Source organism: Kitasatospora sp. DSM 101779, assembly GCF_025655475.1.
Lineage (GTDB): Bacteria > Actinomycetota > Actinomycetes > Streptomycetales > Streptomycetaceae > Kitasatospora.
Window position 1 is genome coordinate 7,376,633 of sequence record NZ_JAHTIK010000001.1, and the last position, 16,527, is coordinate 7,393,159.

Here is a 16,527-nt window from a genome sequence, read left to right on the forward strand (position 1 = left end):
TCACGGCCGTCGACGCATCCAGCCTTCCGGGGTGTTCAGCCGGAAGAAGTGTTCCGAATGGCTCTGACGTACGACGAACTGCGCCATCTGTCACGCGAGGTGGGATTCGAGGAGGGTGAGGTCGACGTCGCCGCCGCGGTGGCGATGGCCGAGTCGACCGGTCGGCCGGAGGCGGTCGGCGACGAGAGCCTGGCCGATGCCACCTGGGGGCCCAGCATCGGCCTGTTCCAGATCAGGTCGCTCCGCCACCCGCAGCAGTTCGGGTTCCCCGACAACCTGCGGGTGGAGACGTCGCTGCGCGGGCCCACCTACAACGCCAAGGTGGCACGCGCGATCCAGACGCAGGCCCACGGCTGGTCACCGTGGTCGACGTACACCAGCGGCCGCTACCGGGACTTCCTGCCGAACGGCAACTCCGCCGTGGCGCGCCCGGCCACCTCCCGCCTGCGCAGGTGCCTGGACCTGCTGCTGGGCGAGGCGGGGTACAAGGAGGGCCCGCACAACCACAACAAGTACGCCCAGGAGCTCATCGACGCCGGCAAGGTGCCGGCGGGATGGCAGAACCAGGAGTGGTGCTACGTCTTCCAGTCCTGGGGCACCTGGCGTGCGGGCCTGGAGGAGTACTGCCTGCTGTCCGCCTTCTGCCCGGACGGGGTGAAGTACTACCGGCGGAAGGGCTGGTGGTCGGAGTTCCCGATGATCGGCGCCGAGGTCTTCTACGGCGCGGCCGGCGAGCGGTGGGGCCCCGGCGGTTCCCACATCGAGCGGGTCCACCGGTTCGACCACGAGCACATCTGGACGATCGGGGGCAACACCAACCTCACCGGGGCGAGCAACGGCGACGGCGTCTACAAGCGCGGGCCGATCCGCCGCCGCGAGGTACGGGTGTACGGGTACGGCTGCCCGCCGTTCCCGGAGGGACGGCTCTCCGCCGACCCCCGCTGGGGCGGGCTGGCCTCGGCCTCGTACACCGACCTCCCGCCGGCCGCGTCCGACCCGGACGGCCGGGACCCCAGGCCCTGGGTGTACCTCGGCCAGCTGGAGAACGCGATCGCCGCGGACGTCCTGGCGCCGACCGGTCACCGCTCGTACAGCTGGGAGCAGGTGCTCCTGGTCGAGAACGCGCTGGTGGGCGAAGGACTGCTCGACGCCCGGTGGGCCGACGGCTCCTGGGGCACCCTGACGCTGCGGGCCTACGCGGAGTGGCAGGAGCTCTGCGGCTTCGCCGGAGCCGAAGCCGACGGACACCCGGACCTCGAGTCCATGCGGAAGCTCGCCGACAAGTACGAATTCCAGGTCGGCAACTGACGGGCTGCCCGCAGCCCGGCCGACCGCGAAGGAGACAGTCGTGATCACCATAGGAACCTGGAACGTCGAGAACTTCTGCCGGCCCCTGCCGGCCGGCAGCCCGCCCGACCCGAACAAGTGCGCCGCGAAGGACCAGGCGGCCTACGAGGCCAAGGTCGAAGCCCTGGCCGGCGTCGTCTCCGAGCTCGCGCCCGATCTGCTCGGCGTCCAGGAGGTCGGCAGCCAGGAGGCCCTGGACGACCTCGTGGCGAAGCTGCCCGGCACCTGGCACACCGCGGTGTCCGACCACCCGGACCAGCGCGGCATCCGGGTCGGCTTCATCAGCCGCAGCCCGCTGCTGGACGTCCAGCAACGCGTCGCCTTCCCCTCCCACCTTGCTCCGGTGCAGGTCGAGGACGTCGGCGCCCCCATCAGCGAGATGGGCCGCGGCGGCCTCGCCGTCCGCATCGAACCCACCCCCGGGCAGAGCGTGCACGTCGCCGTCTGCCACCTGAAGTCGAAGCTGCTGACCTTCCCCGGCAACCAGCACAGCACCCACGACGAAGGACTGCGTGCCCGGTTCGCCGCGTACGCCCTGTTCCGCCGCGGCGCCGAGGCCGTCACCATGCGCGCCCTCGCCGACGACCTGCTCCAGGGCGACGGCAAGAACCGGGACGTGATCGTGCTGGGCGACTTCAACGACGACTGGAAGGCCGCCACCACCCAGATCCTCTACGGCCCGCCCGGCTCCCAGATCGGCACCGGCGGCTTCGACCACCCCGACCAGGGCGACGCCGCGCGGCTGTGGAACCTCGCCCCGCGGATCCTCGAACAGGGCGGCTTCTCCCGGATCTTCGAGGGCCAGCACGAGCTGATCGACCACATCATGATCAGCCACGCGCTCCTCGCCAAGTTCCAGGAGGTCTCGACCGGCAACGAGAAACTGCCGAGCGTGGCGGAGGCCCGGCCGACCGCGTCGCACGACCAGCCGTCCGACCACTCCCCCGTCGTCGCGAAGTTCGACCTGTAGGAGCCCCGCCCCGCAGGACCCCCGCCCCGCAGGAAATCCACCCGCAGCAGTCCGCCACCGGACCCGGCCGCCGCCGCCGGTATCCCGTGCGTTCCGCGAGCGCACGTGCCGCGCGGCGGGTCGGGCTCGCGGCGGCCGCGGTGGAGGCGTAGACCGGGGTCATGGACGAGGAGAAGACGTCGTGGCACCCCGGTGAGATCGTCCCGGTGAGCGGCATCTACGCATGCGACTGCGGGGCCGGCCACCACTGGAGCACCGACGTGAAGGGGCACCGGTTCCCGCCGCTGCCGGCCGGCTGCACGGGCGGCTCCTGGTCGCTGAAGACCGAGGCGCACCCGGACACCTGACACCGGGCGCCGCAGGCCGTGACCGGGTGGGACGGTCCGGCTGCGGTGCCCGGACCGGGGCGTGGTGCGTTCGGCGGGACCGGCTCGTTGTTCCGGGGGTGACGGGTGCCATGGGTGAGGGGCCGGTGCTGTGGGCGCTGGTCGTACGGGAGACGGACGACGGCGGCCTGGAGGCGGAGATCGTCGTGGAGGTCGACGACGGTCACTGGGGAGGACTGGCGACCGACGCCTGGGAGAGCGGCTTCCTGGCCGCGGGCGGGGCGCCGGTCTCCACGGGGACGGTGCAGGTCCGCGGCGGCCGGTTCGTGCGGCTGGTGCTGATCGGCGGCCGTGAGGCGTGGGAGCCCGCGCCCACGATGGAGGCACCGGAGGCGTGGCTGTCGGCCGCGGCCGAGGCCGGCAGCGTACTGGTGACGGTGGTGGCGCCCGGCACGTGGCCGCCGAGCGGCCTCGCGGATGTCGCGCCCGACCGGCGGGCGCAGGAGTTCGCGGACCGGCTGGATGCGGCGCGGGCGAGCGGGTCGGTGCTGCAGGGCATGGCGGACCTCGACCTGGAGTGAACCGGAGCCCCCCGGGGAACCTCGCATCGCACGGACCGCCACGGGGGAGGATGCCGCCGTGGCGGACGACGCGACCCGCCGGCTCCTCGACCGTTTCGTCGGCCTCCTCCGGCCGATGCCGTCCCCGGTGGCCGTGTGGGCCCACGGCTCGCTGCCCGCAGGCGACTGCCGGCCGGGCCGCAGTGACCTCGACCTGACCGCCGTGGCGGAGCACCGCTGCGCGCCGGCCCAGGAGGAGCAGCTCGTCCGGGTCCACGAAGCCCTGGCGACGGGCCTCCCGCTGGCGTCCAGGCTGCACTGCAGCCACGTCGCCGCCGACGAGTGGGACGACCTCACGGTGCGGCACCTCACGTGGGCCCGCGAGGAGTTGATGCACCGACCGGTCACCGCGGTGACCCGCTGCGAACTGCACCGGTTCGGGACGGTCCTGTACGGCCCCCCGCCGGACCGCCTCGTACCCCGTGTCACCGACCGGCAGCTCGCCGGGTTCGTCGCCGAGGACCTGCGGACCTGCTGGCGGCCCGCGCTCGACCACCCGGAGCGGTGGCGTCAGGACATCTGGGTCGACCTCGGCATGCTCAGGCTGACACGGGCGGCGACGGCGCTCGGCAGCGGGCGCCTGATCACCAAGTCCGAGGCGCTCGACGTCCTGGCCGGACTCGCCGCCCCCGCCGACGTGGTGCACGACTCGGGCGGCGCCGTTACGGCCGGCTGGCTCCCGCCCCGCCGCGGTGGGCCGACGGCCGGGCCGACCTGACACGCGCCTTCCCCGGCCCGGCCGTCGACCGGGTGCCGGCGGCCCGCCGGCCCTGACACCCCGGCGCCGCCGGCGGCGGGCCGCCCGACGTTCGGCAGGGCTCGGCGAGTCCCCGGGGGAGCGGGCGGCGGAGCCGTCCCGCCCAGGACCGGAGGTCCCGGACGCCGGGGCCGAACGGCACTGGCGCCGACGCCGACCGTGCGGGGACGGGGGAACGCGGCCCGCAGCCCCGGGCCGCCACGGTGTCGACCCGGCCATGTCACGCCGGTGATCTGCCAGAATCGACCGGCTGACAACCAGGGACGAGGAGGCTCGCGTGGGCGGGGACGAGGTGCGGTCGAGGATTCCGCAGCTGCGGCTGGACGAGCTGCTGGAGGAACTGCAGGCCCGGATCGACGCCGCCCGCGGCACCCGGGACCGCGTGCACAGCCTGCTGGAGGCCGTGCTCTCGGTGGGCCGGGAGCTGGACCTCACCCAGGTGCTGCGCCGGATCGTGGAGGCCGCCGCGGTGCTGGTGGACGCCCGGTACGCGGCGCTCGGCGTGATCGGCCCGGACGGCAGGACGCTGTCGCAGTTCCTCACGGTGGGCCTGTCGGACGAGGAGATCGCGCGGATCGGCCCCTACCCGACCGGCAAGGGCATCCTCGGCGAGCTGATCCGCCGCCCCGAGCCGCTGCGTCTCGGTGACCTGTCGGAGCACCCGGCGTCCTTCGGCTGTCCGGTGCACCACCCGGTGATGCGGACCTTCCTCGGTGTGCCGGTGCGGGTGCGCGACGAGGTGTTCGGCAACCTCTACCTCACGGACAAGCGCGGCGGGGAGGAGTTCGACGCCGACGACGAGTCGGTGATCGCGACCCTCGCCGTGGCGGCGGGGGTGGCGATCGACAACGCCCGGCTGTACGAGGAGGCCCAGCGCCAGCAGCGCTGGCTGAGCGCGAGCGCGGAGATCACCCGGACGCTGCTCTCCGGCAGCTCCAGGTCCGAGGTGGTCGGGCTGATCGCGCAGCGCGCGCGGGAGATCACCGGGGCCGAGCTGGCGGACGTCTCGGTGCCGGTGGCCGGCACCGGCTCGCTGCGGGTCGAGCTGGCACTGGGCGGCGACGCGGCCGCGCGGCTGGGCCTGGTCGTCCCGGCGGAGGGCACGCTCTCGGGCGAGGCCGTCGCGAGGGCGGAGCCGGTGACCACGCTCGACCTCGCCGACGACCCGCGACTGTCCGCCGGACCGCGGCGCTTCGACGGACTCGGCGCAGCGGTGGCGGTTCCGCTCGGTCGGGCCGGCAGCAGCGAGAGCGAGGGCGTGCTGCTGCTCGCCCGTCGGCCCGGTCAGCCGCCCTTCACCGAACGGGAGATCGGCCCGCTGCTGGGCTTCGCCGACCAGGCCGCGCTGGCACTGGAGCTGGGGGAGCGGCGCCGCGACGCCGAGCAGCTGGCGATGCTGGAGGACCGCGACCGGATCGCCCGGGACCTGCACGACCTGGCCATCCAGCGTCTGTTCGCCACCGGCATGACGCTGCAGAGCGCCGCCCGGTTCATCGACCACTCCGGGGCGTCCGACCGGGTGCTCCGAGCGGTCGGGGACCTGGACGAGACCATCAAGATCATCCGCTCGACCATCTTCGGCCTGCGCGCCCGCGAGGACGAGGCCGGGCGGGGGCTGCGCGCCAGGGTGGTCCGGGCGGTCGAGGAGGCACAGGCCACCCTCGGGTTCGCGCCCCGGCTGAGCATGGAGGGACTGCTCGACACCGACGTCCCGGGGGAGGTCGCGGACCACGTGGTGGCGGTGCTGGCCGAGGCCCTCAGCAACGCCGCGCGGCACGCCCGCGCCGGCCGCGTGGAGGTCTCGCTCCGGGCCACCGGCACCCAGGTGGTGCTCGCCGTGCTGGACGACGGCGTCGGCATCCCCGAGCAGGGGCGGCGCAGCGGACTGCGGAACATGGCCGAACGCGCGGAGGGACTCGGCGGACTGCTCGAACTGTCGAGTCCGGCCGACGGCGGGACCCGGCTCGTCTGGTCGGCCCCGCTGGCGCGCTGAGCACGCCGGCCCGGCGCTCCGAGGGCGCAAGCGCCGGCCGGTGACGCGTCACAGCGGCGGGACGGCACGGCGGCGGGGCGGTGCCCGGTCACCGGTTCCGCGTGGATGCGGGCGGTGACCCGGTCGGCGGGCCACGGGTGCGCCCCGCCCACGGTTCCTCGGCCGGTCACCTCGGCCGGTCACCTCGCCCGGTCACCTCGCCCGGTCACCTCCGCTGGTCGCCGCGGCCCTGCCGAGGGCGGTGACGCTGTCGGACGGCCGGGCGGCCCGGCGCGCGGGGCCCGGGCGTCAGCGGGCGGTTCGGCCGGCCGCCCGGTCGTGGGCGGCCAGGGCCTGGGTGGCGATGACGGCGGCCTGGACGCGGCGCTCGACGCCGAGCTTGGCCAGCAGCCGGGAGATGTGGTTCTTCACGGTCTTCTCCGCCAGGTAGAGGCGCTGGCCGATCTGGCGGTTGGTGAGGCCCTCGCCGATCAGCGCGAGGATCTCCCGCTCCCGGTCCGTGAGCGCGGGCAGGTCGGAGGCCGGCGGGGCGGTGTCGCCGCGCAGCCGTGCCATCAGGCGGGTGGTGGCGCCCGGGTCGAGCATGGACTGGCCGGAGGCGACCGTGCGGACGGCGGAGACCAGGTCGGTGCCGGTGATCTGCTTGAGGACGTAGCCGGAGGCGCCGGCCATGATGGCGTCGAGCAGCGCCTCCTCGTCGTCGAAGGAGGTCAGGATGAGGCACGCCAGGTCCGGCATGTTCGAGCGCAGTTCGCGGCAGACGGTCACGCCGTCGCCGTCGGGCAGCCGCATGTCCAGCACCGCGACGTCGGGGCGCAGCGCCGGCACGCGGGCCAGGGCCTGCTCGACGGTGGCGGCCTCGCCGATGACCGTGAGGTCGGGCTCGGAGTCCAGCAGGTCGTGCACGCCGCGCCGGACGACCTCGTGGTCGTCGAGGAGGAACACCGTGATCGGGGTGCCGGCCTTGGACTCCGTGCTGCCCGCCATCGCTTCTCCGTAACTCTCGGACCCGCCGCCGGGGGCAGCGGGTCGGACTGTCGGCCGTGCGCCGGGGCTCCCGCAGGACACCCAGGACCGGACGGCCTCGGAGTCCCGGCAACGGACCCCATTATGCGCCCCGGTGACGGCACGTCCGGATTCGACGGTCCGGCCCCCGCTGTCGCCGGGCGCTCCGCCGGCCGGGCGGTCTTCTCCCGCACCGGCGCCGTGGTGGTCGATCGGTTCCGTGTCAGCCGTCGGTGTGGCGGGGGAAGGGTGCGAGGTCGGGTTCGACCCAGCCGGTCCTGGCGGGGGCGCTCGCCAGTGTCGAGGGCCGGTAGAAGCGCGTCAGCAACTTCTTGTCGAGCAGCGCGGGGTGCTCGTCGGCGAAGGCGTCGAAGTCCGCGGTGTCCGACCCGCCGGCGTGGTGACCCACCAGTTCGACCCAGGCCCGGCTGACGGTGGCGTTGTACTTCTGGGGGACACCCGCGTAGCGGGCGGTGCGCCGGATCCCGTCGCCGATCAGGTCCACCGCTGCGGCGGTTCCGTGACGCCGGACGGCCAGCCAGGTCAGGTGGACGTGCTGGCGGTGCCCGAACCGGTCGGCGGTGGCCATCACCTCCTCCATCAACTGCGTGAACGGGGAGGTCTCCTCACCCCTGCCCGGTGCGGTGCCGGTCACGACCCCTCCTCGGTCAACGCATCCAGCACGGCATGGAAACCGGCGATCGACTGGGCCGGCAGCCCGCCCAGGGCGCGGCTTTCGAGATCGGCCAGCGTCTGCCGGATCAGGGCGGCCGCCGCCTGCCCGGACTCGGTGAGCTCGATGAGGACCGAGCGGCGGTCGCCGGCCCGTGTGCCGCGGGTGATGTGACCGCGCCGCTCCAGCCGGTCGAGCACGCCGGTCAGCGTCGTGGGGCGAGTGCCGACGGCGGCGCCCAGCTGGGACACGGTCCTGCCCCGGCCGTCGGCGAGGTTCGCCAGGGCGTTGATCTCGGAGGCGGTCAGGTCCAGATCGACGAGTTCGGCAGCGATCAGTTGCAGGGTGGCGTGGGTCGCGCGCTGCAGGGCCAGCAGCGCCGAACGCCCGGATGGAACGGATTCGGACTTCACGGATTCGGATATTACGGAATCGGACTATCTGTCGCAAGGTCGGTACGAGCCCGCCTGCCGGTCGCACCGGCGGTGCGGCGTGTCCGGTGGTGCGCGCCGGCTGCACCGCCCCGATCCGCGGCCCGCCCGCCCCGGCCGTCCCTCCGTCGTGATCTCGGCTCTGGAACCCTCGCCGCGAATCACGGAGACTGGGCAAGTACCAGCCATGACGGACAGCGGGGCAGCGGTGAACACGGGGGACAACTCGTCGCACACCACCACATGCGCCTGGCGTCCCTGGCCGCGCTCCTGGGCGCGGCCGTCCTCACCGGCTCCGGCCGCTCGACCACGACCGGTACCGCGCCTGACGCCCGCGGCGGCTCCCGCCGTCGGCCGCGCCCCGCGGTGCGGCCGACGGTGCGGCGGCATGGATCAGCCGAGCGCGGTTCGCAGGGATGCGAGGACGGTCGCCGGGTCGGCCAGGGCATGGTGCACCGGCGGCACGGGCAGGTCGAGTCCGAGCAATTGGTGGACGGCGTGCATGGCACCGCGGACCGAGTACTCCACGGTGAACACGACGTCCTGCGGGATCTCGACGTACTGGCCGAGGAAAGCGAAGTTCCGTGCCCCGTGCGGGATCACCCGCGGCCGGTCGTGCGCCGAGCGGCGGGCGAACTGGCTGGTGATGTAGGGCATCATCACCGTGGTGACGGCGGTGGTGGCGGCCACCTCCTCCGCGATGTCGTCGAAGCCCAGCTGGCCGAGGAGTTCGGTGAGGACCTCCCGCCCGGTGCACCCGGCCATCGGTTTACCGGTGAAGTCACCCGGAGCGTCCATGAACAGGCCGTACCCCCACAGGGTGAACACGCCCTCGGGCTGGCCGTCGAAGTGCGGCTGGCGGGGGACCACGATCGACATCAGCCACGGCGAGTCCTTGAAGGTCATCAGCGCGCCGGTGCCCGGTGCGTTGCCGCTGAACTCCTCGATCCGCTTGAGCAGGGCGGGACCGCGCATGGTGAGGGTGAAGGACTCCCAGGCGGCCTCGGCGATACTGCCGTTGAAGACCGCCGGCCGGCCGAAGTCGGGTGCCTTCAGGGCCAGCGTCTCCCACAGCGTCCAACTGCCGTCGCGCTTGTCGCGGACGAGCTCGGGGACGGTGTCGTCGCCGCCGTACGAGGCGTCGGCGGTCATCGAACCGAGCGTGATGAACGCCAGGTCCGCATCGTCGAGTTCGACGGTCTCCGGGCCGCCCGCCCGCCGCAGGTGGAGACGCCGGACCCGGCGGATGCCGTCGTGCTCGGTGAAGTCCACGTCGGTGACGGTCACGCCCTGCTCGATCCGCACACCGCGGTCCAGCAGCCATCTCAGCAGCGGCCGGACGACGGAGTCGTACTGGTTGAAGCGGGTGCGGCGGACGCCCGCCAGGGTGTGGATGCGCGGGAACTCCTGGAGGAAGCGCAGGAAGTAGCGCTTGAGCTCGATCGCGCTGTGCCAGTTCTGGAAGGCGAAGGTGGTTCGCCACATCGCCCAGAAGTTGGTGTCGAAGAAGTGTGCGGAGAAGTAGTCGTCGATCCGCCGGGCGCCGATCGCCGACTCGGGTGTGACCAGCAGCCGGGCCAGCTCCAGCCGGTCGCGGGCGTCGAGGCCGAGCCGGGACGCGTCGACGATCCGGTGCTCGCGGTCGATCAGTCTCGCCCTGGCCTCCGTCGGCACCGCCCGGTTGAACTCGGCGACCTCCTGGCGGACGGAGACGTTCGGGTCGTCCAGGGTCGGGATCGAGTCCAGGAGGTTCCACAGGCAGGTGTACGCCTCGTCCTCCAGCATCCGCCCGCCGCGGGTCACGTACGCCCCGTCCGGAGCGCGCCGCCCGTCGAGCGAGCCGCCGGCGAGGGGCAGTTGCTCGAGGATGTGGATGTTCTCACCGGGGACGCCGCCGTCCCGGATCAGGAAGGCCGCGGCTGCCAGGGCGGCCATCCCGCCGCCGACCAGATACGCCTTGGTGGTGCGTCCGCTGTCGATCATGCCTCGTCCCGGTCGTCGTGGGGTGCGCCTGCCCCGTCGGCAGACGCCGCCCAGCCTGGTGGCTTCCGGGTCGCCCCGGCAGGGACCTGAAGTCCCTCCCGCGGGGCCGCAGGTCCCGCCCGGGTGCAGGAAGTCCGGCCCGGTCGGCCCTGTGACCGAACGGTGGCACAGGGTGATGATGGGCGCGTGGGCCGCCCGCTCACCGGGGCCGCCCCCGGGCCCGGCAGGCCCGCCCCGGAACACAGGGGGGCCGAGAGGAGACGATCACCGTGGACCTTCCCGTCACCGTCGGCGTCGACGGATCCGAGGCCGGACTGGCGGCCGCCGACTGGGCCGCGCGCGAGGCGCTGCTGCGCGACCGGCCCCTGCGCGTCCTGCACGCCCTCCCGCTGATGCCCCACCTGCTCCCTGCCGGCACCGGGGCCGCCCGACCGGGCGGCGACCTGCTGCACGAGGTGGAGCACGTCCTGGCGATGCGTCACCCGGGCTTGCGGATGCGCACCGAGCAGGCCCACGACACCGCCGCCCCGGCGCTCCTCGCGGCGGGCGAGGACGCGGACCTCCTGGTGCTCGGGGCGCGGGGCAGCGGCGGCTTCCCGGACCTGCGGGTCGGTTCGACCGCCCTGCAGCTCGTCACCCGGACGGGCTGCCCCACGGTGGTCCTCCCGGTGGAGGCTCCCGGTGCGCATCCGCGCGAGTTCGTGGCGGTCGGCGTGGACGCGCGCCGACCCGCGGAGGCCGCACTGGGCTTCGCCTTCGCGGCCGCCCACCGGTACGGCCTGCCGTTGCGGGCCGTCCACGCCGGAGCCGCACGGCCGGTCGGCCCCGGCGGTGAAGCCGGCCTGCTGGCCGCCGCCCTGGAGCCGTGGAAGGCGGCCCGTCCGGAGGTCGAGGTGCTGGAGGACGTCGAACGCGGCGGGCCGGCCGGGGTGCTGGTGGACGTGTCCGCCAAGGCGCGGCTGCTGGTGCTGGGGCGCCGGCCCGTCGGGGCTGCCGTCCCGCTCGGCCCGGTCGTCCATGCCGTACTGCACCACGCCGCCTGCCCCGTGGCCGTCGTGCCGGGGCCGTGAGCGGAACCATGCGGCCACGAACGACCATTGCCGCGTCAGGGCCGGACCGCCTTGGACGGCCCCGAGCCGGCTCCGGCCGGCGGCGCAGTGGCGGACCAACGGCCCTCGGGCCGGTCGCGGAGAAGGGACCTTCGGCCCGCAGGCCCGGCCCCCATCGGCGCATCCGCGGTCCGTACCGCGCGGAGGAAGCTACCGGTCGAGAGCCGGCGGGCCCCGCCGGCCGGCGCCTCCCGGACGAGCCCCGGACGATCCCACTGAAAGGTGGTCAGCCATGACCCGCCGCCCGCACCCCGTGCAGCCGCCCGCTCCGGGCGACACCGCGCCGGCCGTCGACGCGCTCGTGGCAGGCGCCCTGACGGCCCTCCAGGAGTACGCGGACTTCACCCAGGAGCAGATCGACCACATCGTCAAGAAGGCGTCCCTGGCCGCCCTGGCCCAGCACACCGGGCTCGCGATGCTGGCCGTGGAGGAGACCGGGCGCGGGCTGTTCGAGGACAAGGCGGTCAAGAACGTCTTCGCCTGCGAGAACGTCACCCACGTGATGGCCCGGACCAGGACGGTCGGGGTGGTGCGCCGAGACGACATCGACGGCATCGTGGAGATCGCCGAACCGGTCGGCGTCGTCGCCGGCGTCACCCCGGTGACCAACCCCACCTCGACCACGATCTTCAAGGGTCTGCTGGCCCTGAAGACCCGCAACCCGATCGTCTTCGCCTTCCACCCCGCCGCTCAGCGCTGCTCCGCGGAGGCCGCGCGGATCGTGCGCGACGCGGCGGTGGCGGCCGGGGCGCCCGAGCACTGCATCCAGTGGATCGAGGAGCCGTCGATGGCGGCCACCCACGCGCTGATGAACCACCCGGACGTCGCCACCGTCCTGGCCACCGGCGGCAACGCGATGGTCCGCGCCGCCTACTCGTGCGGCAAGCCGGCGCTCGGCGTCGGCGCGGGCAATGTCCCCGCCTACGTGGAGAAGAGCGCCGACCTGAAGCGGGCGGTCAACGACATCGTCCTGTCCAAGACCTTCGACAACGGCATGATCTGCGCCTCGGAGCAGGCCGTCGTCCTCGACGCGGAGATCCGCGACGCCGCACTCGCCGAGTTCCGCACACTGAAGGCGCACCACGCGAGCGCCGAGGAGAAGACCCTGCTGGAGCGCCACCTGTTCGGCTCCGCGGACGGCACCTCCTGCGCCGGGGACCGGCTGAACCCCGAGGTGGTGGGCCGCTCGGCGGCGCAGATCGCCGAGGCGGCGGGCTTCGAGGTTCCGGTGGACACCTCGGTGATCCTGGTGGACGTCGAGCGGGTGGGGCCGTCCGAGCCGCTGACCCGGGAGAAGCTGTGCCCCGTGCTGGCGGTGCTGACCGCGGGATCGCGCCGCGAGGGCGTCGAACTCGCCGCCGCCATGGTGGAGTTCAACGGGCTCGGGCACTCGGCGGCGGTGCACACCGAGGACGAGGCCTTCGTCGAGGAGTTCGGGCACGCGGTGAAGGCCTGCCGGATCATCTGGAACGCGCCCAGCTCCCAGGGCGGCATCGGCGACGTCTACAACGCCTTCACCCCCTCGCTGACGCTCGGCTGCGGCAGCTACGGGCACAACTCGGTGTCCGGCAACGTGTCGGCGCCGAACCTCGTCAACATCAAGCGGATCGGCCGGCGGAACACCAACATGCAGTGGTTCAAGGTCCCGCCGAAGATCTACTTCGAGCGCAACTCGATCACGTACCTGGCGAGCATGCCGAACGCCCGCCGGATCGTCGTCGTCACCGACCGGACGATGGTCGAGATCGGCCACCTGGAGCGGATCCGCGGCGTGCTGGACCGCCGCCGCGAGCCGGTCGAGGTGCGGGTGGTCGACTTCGTCGAGCCCAACCCCAGCATCGACACCGTCCGCAGGGGCGCCGAGCTGATGCGGGAGTTCCGGCCCGACACCATCGTCGCGCTCGGCGGCGGGTCGCCGATGGACGCCGCCAAGGTGATGTGGCTGATGTACGAGCACCCGGAGGTCGAGTTCGCCGACCTGAAGGAGAAGTTCTTCGACATCCGCAAGCGCGCCTTCACCTTCCCGGACCTGGGGGAGAAGGCGAAGCTGGTCTGCATCCCGACCACCTCGGGCACCGGGTCGGAGGTCACCCCCTTCGCCGTGATCACCGACACCGCCACCGGCCAGAAGTACCCGCTGGCGGACTACGCGCTCACCCCGAGCGTCGCCATCGTCGACCCGGCGCTGACCACCCGGCTGCCGAAGGACGTCACCGCGGACTCCGGCTTCGACGCCCTCACCCACTGCATCGAGACCTATGTGTCGGTCTACGCCAACGACTTCACCGACGGCCTGGCCCTGCAGGGCATCCGGCTGATCTTCGACCACCTGGAGCGGGCGGTCGCCGACGGACGGAACGACCCGGTGGCGCGGGAGAAGATGCACAACGCCGGCACCATCGCCGGCATGGCCTTCGGCTCCGCCTTCCTCGGCGTCGTGCACGCCATGGCGCACACCCTGGGCGCGACCTTCCACATCGCCCACGGGCGGACCAACGCCCTGCTCCTGCCGCACGTCATCCGGTACAACGGCGCGGCGCCCGGCAAGGTGACCAGCTGGCCCAAGTACCGCAACTACACGGCACCGGAGCGCTACCAGGCCGTCGCGAAGGCGCTCGGCCTGCCCGCCGCCACCCCCGAGCAGGGCGTGGAGTCGCTCGCCGCCGCGGTCGAGGACCTGCGCGACCGGGTCGGCATCCCGGGGTCCTTCAAGGAGGCGGGCGTGGACGAGGCGGCGTTCCTGGCGGCGCTGCCACGACAGGCGATGAACGCCTACGAGGACCAGTGCGCCCCGGCCAACCCCCGGCTGCCGATGCTCGCCGACATGCAGCAGCTGATGACCCGGGCCTACTACGGCACCCGCGACTGAGGACCGACGGCCCGGCACCGGTGCCCGACGGGCCCGGGCCGGGCCCCCGGAGGGACACCACGATGGTTCTGACGACATCACGACGGGAGCGGCGACCATGACTGTCCGGCAGACGGAGCCCACCACCCGCGGAGCCTGGGACGGCTTCCGGGGCGGCCTGTGGCGTGACGCGATCGACGTCCGCGACTTCATCCAGCACAACTACACCCCCTACGAGGGCGACGCCGCCTTCCTGGCCGGCCCGACGGAGCGGACCCTGGCGGTGTGGAGGCAGATCACCGACCGCTTCCCGGAGGAGCGGGCCAAGGGCGTGTACGACGTCGCGTACGACGTCCCGGCCGGGATCACCGCGCACGCGCCCGGATACATCGACCGGGAGCGGGAGTTGATCGTCGGCCTGCAGACCGACGCCCCGCTGAAGCGGGCCATCATGCCGTACGGCGGCTGGCGGATGGTGGCGGGTGCCCTGCGCACCTACGGCTACCCGGTGTCGCCGGAGCTGGAGAAGGTCTTCACCGTCCACCGCAAGACCCACAACGACGGCGTCTTCGACGCGTACACCCCCGAGATCCTGGCCGCCCGCAAGGCCGGCGTCATCACCGGCCTGCCGGACGCCTACGGCCGCGGCCGGATCATCGGCGACTACCGCCGGGTCGCGCTGTACGGAGTGGACCGGCTGATCGAGGCCAAGCGGGCCGAGAAGGCAGGGCTCGACGCGGCGCCCCGCGACGCCGCCGAACTCGAGGAGACCATCCGGGAGCGCGAGGAACTCGCCGAGCAGATCAGGGCGCTGGGCGAGCTCAAGCAGATGGCGGCGTCCTACGGCTTCGACGTCTCCGGCCCGGCCACCACCGCCCGCGAGGCCGTCCAGTGGCTGTACTTCGCCTACCTCGCGGCGGTGAAGGAGCAGAACGGCGCCGCGATGTCGCTCGGCCGGACCTCCACCTTCCTCGACGTCTACCTGGAGCGCGACCTCACGGCCGGCCTCCTCACCGAGGTGCAGGCCCAGGAACTGGTCGACGACTTCGTCGTCAAGCTGCGGATCGTCCGCTTCCTGCGCACCCCCGAGTACGACGAGCTGTTCTCCGGCGACCCGACCTGGGTCACCGAGTCGATCGGCGGCATCGGCGAGGACGGCCGGCCGCTGGTGACCCGGACCTCCTTCCGGTACCTGCAGACCCTGTACAACCTGGGCCCCGCGCCGGAGCCGAACATGACCGTCCTCTGGTCGACCGAACTGCCCCGGGGCTTCAAGGAGTTCTGCGCCAAGGTGTCGGTCGACACCTCCAGCGTGCAGTACGAGTCGGACGCCCTGGTGCGGCCGCGCTTCGGCGACGACACCGCGATCGCCTGCTGCGTCTCGGCGATGGCGGTCGGCAGGCAGATGCAGTTCTTCGGCGCCCGGGTGAACCTCGCCAAGACCCTCCTCTACGCGATCAACGGAGGGCGGGACGAGCGGTCCGGAGCCCAGGTCGGCCCGGAGACGGCGGCCGTCACCTCCGACGTCCTCGACCACGAGGAGGTGCTGGCCCGCTTCGACGAACAGATGGAGTGGCTCGCCGAGACGTACGTGCACGCGCTCGACGTCATCCACTACATGCACGACAAGTACGCCTACGAGCGCCTCGAGATGGCCCTGCACGACCGGGCCGTGCGGCGCACCATGGCCTGCGGCATCGCCGGCCTCGCGGTCGCCGCGGACTCGCTCTCCGCCATCAAGTACGCGACCGTGCGGCCGGTCCGCGACGGGACGGGGCTCGCGGTGGACTACGTCGTCGACGGCGAGTACCCGGCGTACGGCAACAACGACGACCGGGCGGACTCCATCGCGGTGTGGCTGGTCGAGGAGTTCATGCGCAAGGTGCGCAAGCACCCCACGTACCGGAAGGCGGAGCACACCCAGTCGGTGCTGACGATCACCTCCAACGTGGTGTACGGCAGGAAGACCGGGGCCACCCCGGACGGCCGACGGGCCGGCGAGCCCTTCTCCCCGGGTGCCAACCCGATGAACGGGCGGGACCGCCATGGGTACGTCGCCAGCGCCCTGTCGGTGGCCAAACTGCCGTACGGGCAGGCCGAGGACGGCATCTCGCTGACCAACACCGTCACCCCCGACGCGCTCGGCCGCACCGAGCAGGAGCGGGTGCGCAACCTGGTCGGCGTGCTGGACGGCTACACGGCCTGCGGCGGCTTCCACATGAACGTCAACGTGCTGGACCGCGACACCCTGCTGGATGCGATGGCACACCCGGAGAAGTACCCGCAGCTGACCATCCGGGTCAGCGGCTACGCGGTCAACTTCGTCCGGCTGACCCGCGAGCAGCAGCTGGACGTGGTCAGCCGCACCTTCCACGGCTCGCTGTAGCAGCGATCCGCCGCATTTCCCCGGGAGCCCTTCTTGTCCGAAACCCCCGTTCCCGCAGAGACCCCGTATCGACCCGGGT

General features: G+C 73.0%; 13 protein-coding genes. 9 read left to right on the top strand and 4 right to left on the bottom strand.

Annotation, left to right across the window (positions count from 1 at the left end):
* Positions 1-57 precede the first annotated feature (57 nt).
* The 6 genes from KSNIM_RS33490 to KSNIM_RS33515 all read left to right on the top strand — a co-directional run bounded on the left by KSNIM_RS33490 (position 58) and on the right by KSNIM_RS33515 (position 6,013).
* Positions 58-1,308, top strand: coding sequence for a hypothetical protein (locus tag KSNIM_RS33490; RefSeq protein ID WP_263106909.1), 1,251 nt, complete (start codon positions 58-60; stop codon positions 1,306-1,308).
* A 40-nt stretch (positions 1,309-1,348) separates the two neighbouring features.
* A complete protein-coding gene (locus KSNIM_RS33495; RefSeq protein WP_263106911.1) occupies positions 1,349-2,317 on the top strand; it encodes an endonuclease/exonuclease/phosphatase family protein in 969 nt (322 codons plus the stop codon).
* Positions 2,318-2,478: 161 nt separating this feature from the next.
* On the top strand, positions 2,479-2,664 hold the full coding sequence (locus KSNIM_RS33500) for a hypothetical protein (protein ID WP_263106912.1): 186 nt from the start codon (positions 2,479-2,481) through the stop codon (positions 2,662-2,664).
* Between the two features lie 110 nt (positions 2,665-2,774).
* Positions 2,775-3,224, top strand: coding sequence for a hypothetical protein (locus KSNIM_RS33505; protein WP_263106913.1), 450 nt, complete (start codon positions 2,775-2,777; stop codon positions 3,222-3,224).
* 58 nt (positions 3,225-3,282) lie between these two features.
* Positions 3,283-3,981, top strand: coding sequence for a nucleotidyltransferase (locus KSNIM_RS33510; RefSeq protein WP_317634086.1), 699 nt, complete (start codon positions 3,283-3,285; stop codon positions 3,979-3,981).
* Positions 3,982-4,297: 316 nt separating this feature from the next.
* Positions 4,298-6,013 (top strand): GAF domain-containing protein, encoded by a 1,716-nt coding sequence (locus KSNIM_RS33515; RefSeq protein ID WP_263106914.1) that lies wholly within the window; start codon positions 4,298-4,300, stop codon positions 6,011-6,013.
* Between the two features lie 288 nt (positions 6,014-6,301).
* On the opposite strand, the gene KSNIM_RS33520 is transcribed toward KSNIM_RS33515, so the two are convergent.
* The 4 genes from KSNIM_RS33520 to KSNIM_RS33535 form a co-directional block, all read right to left on the bottom strand.
* A complete protein-coding gene (locus tag KSNIM_RS33520) occupies positions 6,302-7,000 on the bottom strand; it encodes a response regulator (protein ID WP_263106915.1) in 699 nt (232 codons plus the stop codon).
* Between the two features lie 241 nt (positions 7,001-7,241).
* Positions 7,242-7,673 carry a hypothetical protein gene (locus KSNIM_RS33525; RefSeq protein WP_263106916.1) on the bottom strand — a complete coding sequence of 144 codons (432 nt, stop codon included), beginning with the start codon at positions 7,671-7,673 and terminating at the stop codon, positions 7,242-7,244.
* Complete coding sequence (locus KSNIM_RS33530) at positions 7,670-8,104, bottom strand: MarR family winged helix-turn-helix transcriptional regulator (RefSeq protein WP_263106918.1); 435 nt, start codon at positions 8,102-8,104, stop codon at positions 7,670-7,672. Before KSNIM_RS33530 ends, KSNIM_RS33525 begins: the two co-directional genes overlap by 4 nt.
* A 411-nt stretch (positions 8,105-8,515) precedes the next feature.
* Entirely contained in the window at positions 8,516-10,105 is a 1,590-nt protein-coding gene (locus KSNIM_RS33535; RefSeq protein ID WP_263106920.1) for an oleate hydratase, read from the bottom strand.
* Positions 10,106-10,374: 269 nt separating this feature from the next.
* On the opposite strand from KSNIM_RS33535, the gene KSNIM_RS33540 reads away from it, so the two are divergent.
* The 3 genes from KSNIM_RS33540 (at position 10,375) to pflB (ending at position 16,448) form a co-directional block, all read left to right on the top strand.
* Positions 10,375-11,175, top strand: a complete 801-nt coding sequence (locus tag KSNIM_RS33540; protein ID WP_263106921.1) for a universal stress protein — start codon at positions 10,375-10,377, stop codon at positions 11,173-11,175.
* Between the two features lie 271 nt (positions 11,176-11,446).
* Positions 11,447-14,083 (top strand): bifunctional acetaldehyde-CoA/alcohol dehydrogenase, encoded by a 2,637-nt coding sequence (gene adhE / locus KSNIM_RS33545; RefSeq protein WP_263106922.1) that lies wholly within the window; start codon positions 11,447-11,449, stop codon positions 14,081-14,083.
* Positions 14,084-14,180: 97 nt separating this feature from the next.
* On the top strand, positions 14,181-16,448 hold the full coding sequence (gene pflB / locus KSNIM_RS33550; RefSeq protein WP_263106923.1) for a formate C-acetyltransferase: 2,268 nt from the start codon (positions 14,181-14,183) through the stop codon (positions 16,446-16,448).
* Positions 16,449-16,527 lie beyond the last annotated feature (79 nt).